13 protein-coding genes are annotated in these 12,912 nt (G+C 72.6%); 4 read left to right on the forward strand and 9 right to left on the reverse strand.

Annotated features, from left to right (window positions below):
• Positions 1-120 precede the first annotated feature (120 nt).
• Positions 121-867 (reverse strand): creatininase family protein, encoded by a 747-nt coding sequence (locus AB0D49_RS05360; RefSeq protein ID WP_362752058.1) that lies wholly within the window; start codon positions 865-867, stop codon positions 121-123.
• A 78-nt stretch (positions 868-945) separates the two neighbouring features.
• On the opposite strand from AB0D49_RS05360, the gene ribA reads away from it, so the two are divergent.
• Complete coding sequence (gene ribA / locus AB0D49_RS05365) at positions 946-1,605, forward strand: GTP cyclohydrolase II (RefSeq protein WP_362751061.1); 660 nt, start codon at positions 946-948, stop codon at positions 1,603-1,605.
• A 98-nt stretch (positions 1,606-1,703) separates the two neighbouring features.
• On the opposite strand, the gene AB0D49_RS05370 is transcribed toward ribA, so the two are convergent.
• Complete coding sequence (locus AB0D49_RS05370; protein ID WP_362751064.1) at positions 1,704-2,936, reverse strand: serine hydrolase domain-containing protein; 1,233 nt, start codon at positions 2,934-2,936, stop codon at positions 1,704-1,706.
• A gap of 199 nt (positions 2,937-3,135) precedes the next feature.
• On the opposite strand from AB0D49_RS05370, the gene AB0D49_RS05375 reads away from it, so the two are divergent.
• A complete protein-coding gene (locus AB0D49_RS05375) occupies positions 3,136-3,594 on the forward strand; it encodes a PPOX class F420-dependent oxidoreductase (protein ID WP_362751067.1) in 459 nt (152 codons plus the stop codon).
• A gap of 15 nt (positions 3,595-3,609) precedes the next feature.
• Here AB0D49_RS05375 and AB0D49_RS05380 read toward each other — a convergent pair whose 3' ends face one another.
• The 4 genes from AB0D49_RS05380 to zwf form a co-directional block, all read right to left on the reverse strand.
• Entirely contained in the window at positions 3,610-5,076 is a 1,467-nt protein-coding gene (locus AB0D49_RS05380) for a membrane-associated oxidoreductase (protein ID WP_362751070.1), read from the reverse strand.
• A 70-nt stretch (positions 5,077-5,146) separates the two neighbouring features.
• Positions 5,147-6,040, reverse strand: coding sequence for a phosphogluconate dehydrogenase (NAD(+)-dependent, decarboxylating) (gnd, locus tag AB0D49_RS05385; RefSeq protein ID WP_362751073.1), 894 nt, complete (start codon positions 6,038-6,040; stop codon positions 5,147-5,149).
• A 229-nt stretch (positions 6,041-6,269) separates the two neighbouring features.
• Positions 6,270-7,199: a glucose-6-phosphate dehydrogenase assembly protein OpcA gene (opcA, locus tag AB0D49_RS05390; RefSeq protein ID WP_362751076.1), complete on the reverse strand. Its 930-nt coding sequence runs from the start codon at positions 7,197-7,199 to the stop codon at positions 6,270-6,272.
• A complete protein-coding gene (gene zwf / locus AB0D49_RS05395) occupies positions 7,196-8,752 on the reverse strand; it encodes a glucose-6-phosphate dehydrogenase (RefSeq protein WP_362751079.1) in 1,557 nt (518 codons plus the stop codon). Before zwf ends, opcA begins: the two co-directional genes overlap by 4 nt.
• Before the next feature lie 173 nt (positions 8,753-8,925).
• On the opposite strand from zwf, the gene AB0D49_RS05400 reads away from it, so the two are divergent.
• Positions 8,926-9,810: an AraC family transcriptional regulator gene (locus AB0D49_RS05400; protein ID WP_362751082.1), complete on the forward strand. Its 885-nt coding sequence runs from the start codon at positions 8,926-8,928 to the stop codon at positions 9,808-9,810.
• A gap of 6 nt (positions 9,811-9,816) precedes the next feature.
• On the opposite strand, the gene AB0D49_RS05405 is transcribed toward AB0D49_RS05400, so the two are convergent.
• Both AB0D49_RS05405 and AB0D49_RS05410 read right to left on the reverse strand, forming a co-directional pair.
• Positions 9,817-10,266: a hypothetical protein gene (locus AB0D49_RS05405; protein WP_362751085.1), complete on the reverse strand. Its 450-nt coding sequence runs from the start codon at positions 10,264-10,266 to the stop codon at positions 9,817-9,819.
• Between the two features lie 191 nt (positions 10,267-10,457).
• Entirely contained in the window at positions 10,458-10,697 is a 240-nt protein-coding gene (locus AB0D49_RS05410; protein WP_362751088.1) for a hypothetical protein, read from the reverse strand.
• Here AB0D49_RS05410 and AB0D49_RS05415 point away from each other — a divergent pair.
• Positions 10,682-11,095: a VOC family protein gene (locus tag AB0D49_RS05415; RefSeq protein WP_362751091.1), complete on the forward strand. Its 414-nt coding sequence runs from the start codon at positions 10,682-10,684 to the stop codon at positions 11,093-11,095. The genes AB0D49_RS05410 and AB0D49_RS05415 overlap by 16 nt on opposite strands.
• An 89-nt stretch (positions 11,096-11,184) precedes the next feature.
• Here AB0D49_RS05415 and AB0D49_RS05420 read toward each other — a convergent pair whose 3' ends face one another.
• A complete protein-coding gene (locus AB0D49_RS05420; protein WP_362751094.1) occupies positions 11,185-12,879 on the reverse strand; it encodes a PHP domain-containing protein in 1,695 nt (564 codons plus the stop codon).
• Between the last annotated feature and the right edge of the window lie 33 nt (positions 12,880-12,912).

Here is a 12,912-nt window from a genome sequence, read left to right on the forward strand (position 1 = left end):
ACTGACGACGGCGGTGGTCTACGGAGTGCTCAGCTTCGCGGCCAGCCTGCCCGGCGCCCTGGTCCTGCTGGCCCGAGCCGCGAGAACCCTGCGCACCCGGGCCCGCGCGCTGACCGACGCCTACTCCTCGTCGAAGAGGGCGAGATACGCGCCGAAAGACTCCGTGAGGCTCGCCAGCAACGCTTTCCCCTTTTCCGCGGACCCCAGGGAAGGACGGCCGATGACCCCCGAATCGGTATAGCCCGACATACCGAGAGTCAGCAGGTGCCGCCGGTCGTCCCGGATGAAATCGGCGGACTCGTATCCGGGCCGGAGCATTTCCGGATGAGCGTGCAGAAGGACGGAGGTCTCTATTTCCCCCGCGTGCATGTCGGTGAGCAGCGAGGTCTCCACGCCCGCCCGCTCAAGCGCCTGTTCCCAGTCCTCCGCGGCCGGGAAGAGCGCCATCCGTTCACCGCGCGCGGAGGCTTCCTGGACCACATGGCCCAGGACGTAGTTCCCGCCGTGGCCGTTGACGACCACCAGGACGCCGACCCCGGAGCGGCGCAGCGAGTCGGCGATGTCCCGGACCACCGCGTGCAGCGTCACGGCGGAGATGCTCACGGTCCCCGGCCAGGCGGCGTGCTCGTGGGAGCAGGAGATCGTCACCGGAGGAAGGAGGTGCACCGGGTACGCGGCGGCGAGTTCGCGGGCCACGGCACAGGCGACCAGCGTGTCCGTCGCCAGCGGCAGGAAGCGGCCGTGCTGTTCGTAGCTCCCGACCGGCAGCACCGCGACCTGGACCGGCACGGCCGCGCCACGGCGGCGTACGTCGTCCGTGGTGTCGGCGGGCAGGGGGCTGTGCCCGCCGCTCCCGCCGGTCCTCACGGGCACCGCGCGTATTCCCGAATCACCCATCTTTTCCCGGCCTTTCGTCTCCGCTCAGGAATCCTTAGGAACCGCATCATGACAGAGAACATCGGCATACTCGGCAAGAAGTCACCGCAGCGGACCGGCGTGGAACGCATGGTGAATGCCCCACTGCCCACGGTGTACGGGAAATTCCAGGCGGTCGGTTATCTCGACCACGACCGCGGCGAGGAACAGGTCGCCCTGGTCCATGGCGAACCGGGCGCCGAGAACGTCCTGACCCGGCTGCACTCCGAGTGCCTGACCGGCGACGCGTTCGGCTCCCAGCACTGTGAGTGCGGTGACCAGTTGGCCTCGGCGCTGCGCGCGGTCGTCGCCGCGGGCAGCGGTGTCGTCGTGTACCTCCGGGGGCATGAGGGCCGCGGTATCGGACTGCTGGGCAAGCTGCGGGCGATGGCGCTCCAGGCGGAGGGCCTGGACACGGTGGAGGCCAACCTCGCCCTCGGTCTGCCGGTCGACGCCCGGGACTACGGGGTGGCCGCCGAGATCCTGCGCGATCTCGGCGTCCGCTCGGTCCGGCTGCTGTCCAACAACCCGCGCAAGCGCGAGGCCCTGGTGCGGCACGGCGTCCAGGTCGCCGAGGAGGTCCCGCTGCTGATCCCGCCGTGCGAGAGCAACATCACCTATCTGCGCACCAAGCGGGAGCGCCTGGACCACCGGCTGCCCCACCTGGACGCGCTGGCCCACTGGTCCTGACGCCCGCCCCGCACACAGCCCCCGCACACAGCCCCCGCACACAGCCCCCCGCACACAGCCCCCCGCACACAGCCCCCCCCGCACACCGCCCACCGCCCCTACGGCAGCACCGCCTCGTGCACCAGCCGCTTCAGGTCCGGGAAGACCGTGTGGGACGCGCGCGGCCGGAGCTGGGTGTAGAACTGCACGGTCAGATCGCGGCCCGGGTCGACGAAGAAGGTCGTGGTGGCCACCCCGGTCCAGCCGTATGTGCCGAGCCCGGCGGGGGCCTTGGTGCGGGCCGGGTCGACGACCACGGAGACCCCGAGCCCGAAGCCGACGCCCTCGTTACCGGGTTCGTCATGGGCGGGACGGCTGCCGAAGGCGCGCAGATCGGCGCCGCCGGGGAGCTGGTTGGCGGTCATCAGGGCGACGGTCGCGGGGGACAGCAGCCGTACGCCGTCCAGTTCCCCGCCCCGGCGCAGCAGTTCCATGAACCGGTGGATGTCGTGGGCGCCCGCGACCATGCCGCCGCTGCCGGACAGGAACCGCGGCCGGCCCTTGAGCGGCAGTCCGGCGATCGGCTCGATCCCGTCCCCGTCGGGCCGGTCGCCGTACAGCTCGGCGAGCCGTACCGCCTGCGCGGGGCTCACCTCGAAACCGGCGTCGGCCATCCCGAGCGGCCTGAACAGCCGTTCGGCGAGGAACACATCGAGGCGCTGCCCCGACACCACCTCCACCACCCGGCCGAGCACATTGCTGGCCACCGAGTAGTTCCACTGCGTCCCCGGTTCGAACTGGAGCGGCAGCCCCGCGTACACCTCGATGGTCCGCGCCAGATCCGCGCCCGGCGGCACCGACGACTCCAGACCGGCCGCCCGGTACAGGGCGTCGACCGGATGGCAGTGGTAGAAGGCGAAGGTCAGTCCGGCGGTGTGGGTCAGCAGATGCCGCAGCAGAATCGGTTGCTCAACAGGCCGGGTCCGTACGCCGTCGCCCGTGCCGTCCACATACACCCGCGGGTCGGCGAACGCGGGCAGATGGCGGGCGAGCGGGTCGTCCAGCGACAGCCGGCCCTCCTCCATCAGCATCAGGACGGCGACCGCGGTGACCGGCTTGGTCATGGAGTAGATCCGCCACAGCGTGTCGGCCTCCACCGGCAGCCCGGCCGCGATGTCCCGGCTGCCGTACGCGGTGAGGTGCGCGACCCGGCCGCCCCGGGCGAGGGCCACCAGGAACCCGGGCAGCCGCCCCTCGTCCACGAGCCGCGCGAAGTGCCGGTCGAGCCGGTCCAGCGCCTTCGCGTCCAGTCCCACCTCGACCGGTTCGACCTCTTGCCGCAGTCCTGCCATCGCGCGCTCCTCCGCTCGCCGTGCGACGCGATACGGGTCGATTGCCCCCGCCGCCGCGCCTTCAGCCCTCGTATACAGCCCTCATGGTCGCGCAACGGGGCGCGGGGAATCGCCGGAGACCCCCGTCCCGGGCGGCCCGCCGCCCACTCGTCCGGCCGTACCCGGGAATGGCCGTCCGACCGGCCCCGTTGCCCCTGGTATGACCCAGGACCAGAAGCGCGACCCCGCCCAGGACCCCTCGTACCCGCTGCACCGGCTGCTCGCCGCGGAACGCGGTGGCGTGCTGGTCACCCTCAAACGGGACGGCCGCCCCCAGCTGTCGAACGTCGTCCACGCCTACGACCCCGAAGAGCGGATCATCCGGATCTCGGTCACCGACGACCGCGCCAAGACCCGCAACGCCCAGCGCGACCCCCGGGTCTCCTACCACGTCACCACCGCCGACCGCTGGGCCTACGCGGTCGCCGAGGGCACCGCCGACCTCACCCCGGTCGCCCAGGACCCCGGCGACGCCACGGTGGAGGAACTGGTCCGGCTCTACCGCTCCCTCTCCGGCGAGCACCCCGACTGGGACGACTACCGCGCCGCGATGGTCCGCGACCACCGCCTGGTCCTGCGCATCCCCGTCGACCACGTCTACGGCGTCCCGCCCCGCTGAGCCCCCCCGGGCCCGCTACTGCCGGTTGAGGATCCGGGCCACGCCCGCGACCACCGTGGACGCCAGCACCCAGCCCGCCAGGATCAGCATGTACGACAGCTTCTGGTACCAGCCGTCCGGCGCGAACGCGGACTCCTGGCCGAAGGAGATCACCGGCAGCAGCAGGTCCAGGGTGTAGAAGACGGGGTCGAACCCGGGCGCCTCGGACGGCTTCAGCGGGCGCGGCGGACACAGCCCGAAGACCAGCGCCCCGACCGCGACCAGCGACAGCAGCCAGCCACCGGCCCGCAGCGGCCGGAAGCCGTACCCGACGGTGACATCCTGCACGACCCCCCACACCCGGCCGTACCAGGCCAGCGTGGTGCGGCGGCGGCGCTGCTTGGCCAACTGCACCCGGCGGGCCGCGTCGTCGTCGCCGATCCGCCGGTACGCGGCCGTGAGCTGCTCATAGGCGAACGGCACATAGCCGTCGCCGTCCCGCTCCAGCAGCGGGAGCCGTCGGGCGGCGGGCTCGCCGGGGATGAGCGATGTGTAGACCAGGCTCTCCAGATGGACCGTGCCCGGGAGTTTCTCCGGCTCCAGGAACAGCACGTCGATCTGGGTGTGGCGCAGACTGACCCGCCCGTCGACCGGCGGCCCCTGCCGCAGCCACAACTGCCCCATGACCGCGCTCGCCGCCCGCAGCACGGTGTCCCCGGGGTGCGCGAGATCGATGTACGACAGATCGAGACGCCCGGCGATCCGGGCGCCGCGCAGCCCGATCCAGCCGCGCACCCGGCCCCGCCGCATCATCAGATCCCCGTCGACGGTGAGCTTCTGGGCGTCCACCGCGAGTCCCTGCGGCGGATCGAGACGGGCCCCGGACAGCTCGATGCTGCCCGCGACGCTCGCCCCGTTGAGCCGTATCTCACCGGTCGCGCACAGCTCCGGCGCCCACAGGTCCTCGCCGATGGTGGCCTGGTTGAGCCGCAGCGCGGGCTTGGCCGGATCGTCCGTGGTCAGCGACGCCCGCGCGAGCAGCAGCGCGCCCCCGATCTGCGCCCCGGCCAGTTGCAGCCGCCCGCGCATCCGGCAGTCCGAGAGCTGGAGCTGCCCCTCGATCCGCACCCCGGCAAGACCGAGGCCGGGCAGCGAGGAGCCGCGCAGACTCAGCCGCCGCACCTGGGCGCCGTACAGGTCGGGCGGGTCGGTGAAGTGACAGTGCGCCAGCCGGACCGGGGTGTCGAGCACGGCGTGGGTGAGATCCAGCGGCCCGGTGATCCGGGCCCCGGCCACCCGGAGCGCCGGGACCTCGCCCTCCACCTGCGGTCCGCTCACCAGCAGCGCCTTGAGCACCGAGGCCCGCAGGGTGCGCTCCGGGCCCCAGTCGGCGCCGTCGGCCGGGTCGTCGGCCGGGCCCGCGCACCGGAAGTCCACGGTCCCGCCCCGGGGGAAGGCCCGCCACACCCGCCGCTCGGCCGCCGTCAGATCGTCGATCTCCATCGCGGGCGACTCTGTCCGGACGGCCGACGGCTGTCAACACGGCACCACCGCCACCCCGTTGGGGGGGCTGCTACTTCTCCGCCGTGCCGCCCTTCGCCTCCACCGCGTGCCCGCCGAACTGGTTGCGCAGCGCCGCGACCATCTTCATCTGCGGGGAGTCGTCCTGCCGGGACGCGAACCGGGCGAACAGCGACGCGGTGATCGCCGGGAGCGGTACGGCGTGGTCGATCGCCGCCTCCACGGTCCAGCGGCCCTCGCCGGAGTCCTCGGCGTAGCCGCGCAGCTTGTCCAGATGCTCGTCGGCGTCCAGGGCGTTGACCGCGAGGTCCAGCAGCCAGGAGCGGATGACCGTGCCGTCCTGCCAGGAGCGGAACACCTCACGGACGTTGTCCACCGAGTCGACGCTCTCCAGCAGCTCCCAGCCCTCGGCGTACGCCTGCATCATGGCGTACTCGATCCCGTTGTGGACCATCTTGGAGAAGTGCCCGGCGCCCACCTTCCCCGCGTGCACATAGCCGTACGGGCCGTCCGGCTTGAGCGCGTCGAAGACCGGCTGGAGCCGCTCCACATGCTCCTTGTCGCCGCCGACCATCAGCGCGTAGCCGTTCTCCAGCCCCCACACCCCGCCGGAGACCCCGGCGTCCACGAAGCCGATGCCCCGGGCGCCCAGTTCCGCGGCGTGCTTCTCGTCGTCCGTCCAGCGGGAGTTCCCGCCGTCGACCACCACGTCCCCGGGCTCCAGCAGCCCGGCCAGCTCGTCCACGGTGGACTGGGTGGCGGCCCCGGCCGGGACCATCACCCACACCGTGCGCGGCGCGTCCAGCGCGGCGACCAGCTCGGCGAGGCTGCCGACATCGGTGACCTCGGGATTGCGGTCGTAGCCGACGACGGTGTGGCCCGCGCGCCGGATGCGCTCGCGCATGTTGCCGCCCATCTTGCCCAGACCGATCAGACCCAGCTGCATGTCAGTTCGCTTTCCGTGAGTTCCATCAGTGCGGTGGTGGGGGGGTGGTGCGGTGGGGTGCGGCCGGGCTCTGTCAGGTGCGCCCCCGCGCCCGCTGCCGAGCCCCGTGCCGCCGGGCTCCGTCAGGTGTGCGCCCCGACCGGTGCCGAGCCCCGTGCCGTGGGGTGCCGCCGGGCTCCGTCAGGTGCGCCCCCGCGCCCGCTGCCGAGCCCCGTGCCGCCGGGCCGCGTCAGGTGTGCGCCCCGGCCGGTGCCGAGCCCCGCAGCGCGATCGCGTACATCTCGTCCGCGTCCAGGCGGCGCAGTTCCTCGGCGATCAGATCGGAGGTCGGGCGGACCTTCAGGGCGAGGGTCCGCGGCGGCTGCCCCGGCAGGGTCAGTGTGGCGAGCGGGCCGTCCGGCCGGTCGATGACGATCTCGCCGCCGGGGGTGCCCAGCCGGACCGCCGTGACCACCGGACCGTCGGTCACCACCCGCTCCACCGTGACCCCGAGGCGCGCCTCCAGCCAGCGGGCGAGCAGCTCGGCCGCCGGGTTCTCCGCCTCGGCCTCCACCGCCGCCGCCACGATGTCCACCTGGCCCTGGTCCAGGGCGGCGGCCAGCATCGAGCGCCAGGGGGTGAGCCGGGTCCAGGCGAGGTCGGTGTCGCCGGGCGCGTAGAACCGTCTGCGGGTCTCCAGCACCCGCAGCGGGTTCTCCACCGCGTACAGATCGGTGATCCGGCGCTGGGCGAGGGCGCCCAGCGGGTCCCGGGCCGGGTCGTCCGGCGCCTGGGCCGGCCACCACACCACCACCGGCGCGTCCGGCAGCAGCAGCGGCAGCACCACACTGTCCGCGTGCTCGGAGACCTCGCCGTACGTACGCAGCACGACGGTCTCCCCGGTCCCGGCGTCGGCGCCGACCCGGACCTCGGCGTCCAGCCGGGACAGGGTGCGGTCGCGCGGGGTGCGGGCGTGCCGCTTGATCACCACCAGAGTGCGCGAGGGGTGCTCGTGGGACGCCTCCTCGGCGGCCCTGATGGAGTCGTAGGCGTTCTCCTCGTCGGTGACGATCACCATCGTGAGGACCATGCCCACGGCCGGGGTCCCGATGGCGCGGCGGCCCTCCACCAGCGCCTTGTTGATCTTGCTTGCCGTGGTGTCGGTCAGGTCGATCTTCATGGCCTGCGCCAGCTCCGTCCGTCTCGTGCGAGCATCTCGTCCGCTTCCACCGGCCCCCAGCTGCCCGACGCGTAGCGCGCCGGACGGCCGTGGGCCGCCCAGTACTCCTCGATCGGGTCGAGGATCTTCCAGGACTCTTCCACCTCCTGGTGACGGGGGAACAGATTGGCGTCGCCGAGGAGCACATCCAGGATCAGCCGCTCGTACGCCTCCGGGCTGGACTCGGTGAACGACTCGCCGTACGCGAAGTCCATCGTGACGTCCCGGATCTCCATCGACGTGCCCGGCACCTTGGAGCCGAACCGGACCGTGACGCCCTCGTCGGGCTGGACCCGGACCACGATCGCGTTGCGGCCCAGCTCCTCGGTGGCCGTCGCGTCGAACGGGGAGTGCGGGGCGCCCTGGAACACCACCGCGATCTCCGTCACCCGTCTGCCCAGCCGCTTGCCGGTGCGCAGATAGAAGGGCACGCCCGCCCAGCGCCGGTTGTCGATCCCCAGCTTCACCGCCGCGTAGGTGTCGGTGGTGGAGGCGGGGGCGGTCCCGTCCTCCTCCGTGTAGCCGGGCACCTTGGCGCCGCCCTGCCAGCCCGCCGCGTACTGGGCGCGGACCGTGTGCCGCCCCAGGTCGGCCGGGAGCCGTACCGCCCTGAGCACCTTCAGCTTCTCGGTGAGCAGGGACTCGGCGTCGAACGCGGCGGGTTCCTCCATCGCGGTGAGCGCCAGGAGCTGGAGGAGGTGGTTCTGGATGACGTCCCGGGCCGAGCCGATGCCGTCGTAGTACCCGGCCCGGCCGCCGATGCCGATGTCCTCGGCCATGGTGATCTGCACATGGTCCACGAAGCTGCGGTTCCAGATGGGTTCGAACAGCTGGTTGGCGAAGCGCAGCGCCAGGATGTTCTGGACGGTCTCCTTGCCCAGATAGTGATCGATCCTGAACACCTGCTCGGGTGCGAACACATCGTGTACGACGGCGTTCAGTTCCCGGGCGCTCGCCAGGTCGTGTCCGAACGGCTTCTCGATCACCGCCCGCCGCCAGGCCCCGTCCGGGGCGTCCGCCAGCCCGTGCCGCTTCAGCTGCCGGACGACCTTGGGGAAGAACTTCGGCGGCACCGAGAGATAGAACGCGTAGTTCCCGCTGGTGCCCCGGGCGGCGTCCAGCTCCTCGACCACCATCCGCAGCTCCTTGAACGCGGTGTCGTCGTCGAAGTCGCCCGGGACGAACCGCATCCCCTCGGCGAGCTGCCGCCAGACCTCCTCCCGGAACGGGGTACGGGAGTGCTCCGCGACCGCGTCGCGCACGATCCGCGCGAAGTCGTCGTCCGCCCGGTCCCGGCGGGCGAACCCGACCAGGGAGAACCCCGGTGGCAGCAGACCCCGGTGGGCGAGGTCGTACACGGCGGGCATCAGCTTCTTGCGGGACAGATCGCCGGTCACCCCGAACACGACCAGCCCGGACGGCCCGGCGATCCGGGGCAGCCGCCGGTCACGCGGGTCGCGCAGCGGATTGACCCAGCCGCCCGCTGTCTGTGTCTGCGTGCTCTGCGCGCTCATCTGACGTCGGTCCCCTTCACACGATCGACGCAAGCGGTGTCACCGCCGGCCGGACGCGTTCGACCTTAAAAGTCAGACTTTTCTGTCGGAAGGTGGGGGTGTGTCAGCCTGTGGTGAAAGTGGGACACCGGACACCCGTCCGGGAGCACCCGGCACGGGAGGGGACACCAGGGATGAGCGATCCGGACGGCGACACGGACGCGATACGGACCGTCGCCTTCCCCGCCGACCGCAGCGCCTGCGGCGTCGGGATGCGGATCGACACCATGGCACCGGGCCGCCCCTGGTACAGCGAGGCACCCGAGGGCCGGGTCCACCGGATCGACTTCCATGTCGTGCTGCTGCTCACCGCCGGTCCGGTCCACCACATGGTCGACTTCGACACCTACGAGGCCCACGCGGGCGATGTGCTGTGGATCAGACCGGGACAGGTGCACCGCCTCGCCGCCACGGACGCCTACCGGGGCACCGTGCTCACCATGCAGCCCGGCTTCCTGCCCCGCGCCACCGTCGAGGCCACCGGCCTCTACCGCTACGACCTGCCGCCCCTGCTGCACCCCGACCCGCCCCGGTCCGCCGCCCTCACCGCGGCCCTCGACCAGGTCCGCCGGGAGTACGAGGACACCACCACCCTGCCGCTGAGCCTGCACACCGCGGTGCTGCGGCACACCCTGACCGCGTTCCTGCTGCGCCTCGCGCATCTCGCGATCAGCGCGTCCCCGACCGCCCGGCAGCCCGCCGACACCCCGTTCACCCGGTTCCGGGACGCCGTGGAGCGGGACTTCGCCGTCCAGCACAGCGTCTCCGGCTACGCGGACGCCCTCGGCTACTCCCGCCGCACCCTCGCCCGGGTCGTCGGCGCGGCCACCGGCACCACCCCGAAGGCGTTCATCGACCGCCGGGTCGTCCTGGAGGCCAAACGTCTCCTCGCCCACACGGAGCTGCCGATCGGCCGCGTCGGGGTCGCCGTGGGCTTCCCCGACGCGGCCAACTTCTCCAAGTTCTTCCAGCAGCACACCGCCCGCACCCCGGCGGCCTTCCGGGCGGAGCTGCGCTGAGACCGGTCAGTACCAGGCGCTCCACAGCAGATCGTGCCCGTCACAGCTGAGCACCGCCCGGGAGACCCGGCCGCTCAGGTTGCTGCCGATCTGGGTGTAGGCGTAGTTGATGCCGGGGTCGACGGTCTCGGAGACCCAGCCGTCCACCCGGCCCACCCCGTTGTTGGAGCGCTGGAGCACGGCGGCGCAGTTGGCCCGGGAGTTCTCGATCCGGGCGAACGAGCCGCACTTGGAGGAGTAGTAGTACTTCAGCGCCATGCCCGAGTGGTACTGGGTGGCGCCCACTTGGCTGAATGTGCCATTGCAGTACCCGACCGTCGGATACTGCCCCTCCATCCCGTAGGCCCCGTAGTTGCCGCCCGAGAACGGGGCGGCCTGGGCCGGGACGGAACCGAGTGCCAGCGCCGCGGCGGCACCGGTCGCGGCCAGCAGGGTGGTCAGTGAACGGCGGCTCATAGGTCCTCATTCCGGTGTCGGCCGCGGTGACGGCCGGATCGACGGTGTCCCGGGAACGACCCCGACCGCACGCCTCCGGCCCCGGTCACCGCCGCCCCCACCAGGACGCTAACCACCGGACCGCGCCCCCGGAACCTGACACTTGTCAGGGTCCCCGGCACCCGCCGGTCCCCGCCCGGCGAGATCCGCCCTCAGCGGCCGAACCGGAACCAGTTCACCTTCACGAAGTCGACCGGCTGACCGCTGGTGAAGGTGGACGTCACCTCCGTCCCGTCGTCCGCCTCGACCGGGTCGGTGAAGGACGCCCCGGTGGCGCCGTCGGCGGGGGTGACACCGATCCGGTGGACCGGCCAGGAATGGACGCCGGGGCGCCGCGGTTGTGACGAGCGTCCGCGACCTGCGAAGGAGCCCCTGTATGTCCGCCGAGTCACCTGTCCGGGAACTGCGTCTCGTCGTCACCGCCGAGGACTACGACGCCGCCCTGCACTTCTACCGGGACGTCCTCGGGCTGCCCGAGCGGGCCGCGTTCTCCTCCGAGGGGGGACACGTCACCATCCTGGAGGCGGGCCGCGCCACCCTGGAGATCACCGACCCGAACCACGCGGCCTTCATCGACGACGTCGAGGTGGGCCGGCGGGTCGCCGGTCCCGTCCGGGTCGCCTTCCAGGTCGGCGACTCCACGGTGATGACCGCCCGGCTGGCCGCCGCCGGGGCCGAGGTCGTCGCCGAGCCGACCCGCACGCCCTGGAACTCCCTCAACTCCCGTCTGGAGGCACCGGGCGCCCTCCAGCTGACCCTGTTCGAGGAACTGGACGCCGACAAGAAGTAGGCCGGGGGGGAAGGGGGGAGTGGCGGGGCGGCGGTCGCGGCCACCCGTACGGGTCGCACGACCGCCGCCCCGCCCCGGAGCGACAGGCCCTAACGCCCCACCACGTCCACGAACACCGGGTTGCTGTAGAACCACGTGTCCGTCCACGGGTCCCCGTCCCCCGGCGGATGCGGTACCGGCCCGTGCGGGTCGACGGACGCCCCCAGGAACCCGGCGCCATGGCGGTTGCCGTCGCTGCCGCGCAGCCGGACGTAGAACGACTCGTCCCCGGCGGCCAGCGGAATCCGCAGGGTGTACGTGCCCTTGCGGCCCGCCACGTCCTCGGTCACCGCGACCCGGGTGTCCGGCGCCCGCCAGCTGTCCCGGTCCGCGACCCGCCCGCGCACCGCGCCCCGGACCACGTCCACATGCGCCAGCTCCGGCAGGACACCGTGCGGATTGGGCCGGGAGGCGCTGGTCACGGTCACCTCCAGGGTGAGCCGCTCGCCCTTGCGCACCCGCAGCCGCCCGCCCAGCGTGACACCCCGGCCCCGGTCACCGGACCGCTTCAGCCGGACGTCGAGACCGTCCAGCAGATGACCGTGGTCCAGCCAGACCCGGCCCGCGCGCAGCCCCGCCATCACCGCCGCGTACCCGTAGCGGGTGACCCCGACGTGGGTGCGGCTGAACTGGCCGGGCCAGAAGTCGCTGCCGGGCTGCGGGGAGCCGGTGTCCACCGGGTCGGGCAGCCGTCCGGTGGTGTCGAAGCTCTGCCCCGGCGCCCAGTCGCCGTTGCGCCAGGTGTCGTGGACGATCCGGTGCGCGTCGGAGTTGGTGGTGACCGAGAACAGCCGCCCCTCCGCCAGCATCGCGTCCCACAGCCCGCCGACCGTGGCCGTCGCCCAGTCGAACCCGCCGTACGTCACATACGCCCCCGCCGGATAGCCCGGCCAGGACTGCGCGGACGGCTTGTTCTCGTACTCGCCCCGGATCGAGTGGGGCCCGCGCCAGCCGGGCAGCGCGGCGCCCTGGGAGCCCGGCGCGCCCTCCATGCCGATCATGATCTCGGGCGCCGCGTCCCGCCAGGCGCGCAGCTCGTGCGGGGAGTCGATGCCCAGCCGCAGCGGATGGTTGGCCAGCACCAGCACGTCGTCGATCGCGCCGCACCGGCGCTGGGCCGCCAGCCACTTGATGGCGGCCACGGCGTGGGCCTCGTTGCGGGCGGTGTCGGCGTCGGCGGCGCCGCCCTTGTCGTAGCCGAGCAGCTTGCCGTCGTAGGCCGTCTCGAAGCGGGTCAGCAGATCGACCTCGCCCCGGCCCGGCGCGGCGATGACGGTGGCGTGCTCGGCGGCCGGGATGTACCACTCCAGGCCCTGGAAGATCAGCTGGCGGGGACGGGCGGCCCGCGCCCGGCGGATCTCGGCGTTCTCCAGCGCGGCGCCGTAGCGGGCGTGTCCCACGTTGGAGTGCTCGGTGAACACCATCCAGTCCAGGCCGTACTCCGCGCCCTTCTCGGCGAGCTGGGAGAACGTGTACTTGGCGTCATGGCTGTAGACGGTGTGGATGTGGTGGTCGCCCACCAGGTAGGCGAGGCGCGGATCCTCGCCGCCGTGGCCCCGGCCGCCGTCCGACGCCGCCGCCGGGGTCGCGGCGGACCCCAGCGCGAACGCGGCGCCGAACAGGCCCGCGCGGCGCAGGAGCTGACGGCGGGAGGAGCCCTGCGGGTCCAGGGACTCCGGGCTGACGGACGGATCGGCCCAGGTGGGCAGGTGGTGCGGATGATGATGCTGTTGCTGCTCGGTCATGCGCGCTCCTCGGTGGAGGTCGGTCGTCGGGGG

Origin of the sequence: Streptomyces sp. NPDC048290 (genome assembly GCF_040652095.1) — a bacterium.
Taxonomy (GTDB): domain Bacteria; phylum Actinomycetota; class Actinomycetes; order Streptomycetales; family Streptomycetaceae; genus Streptomyces.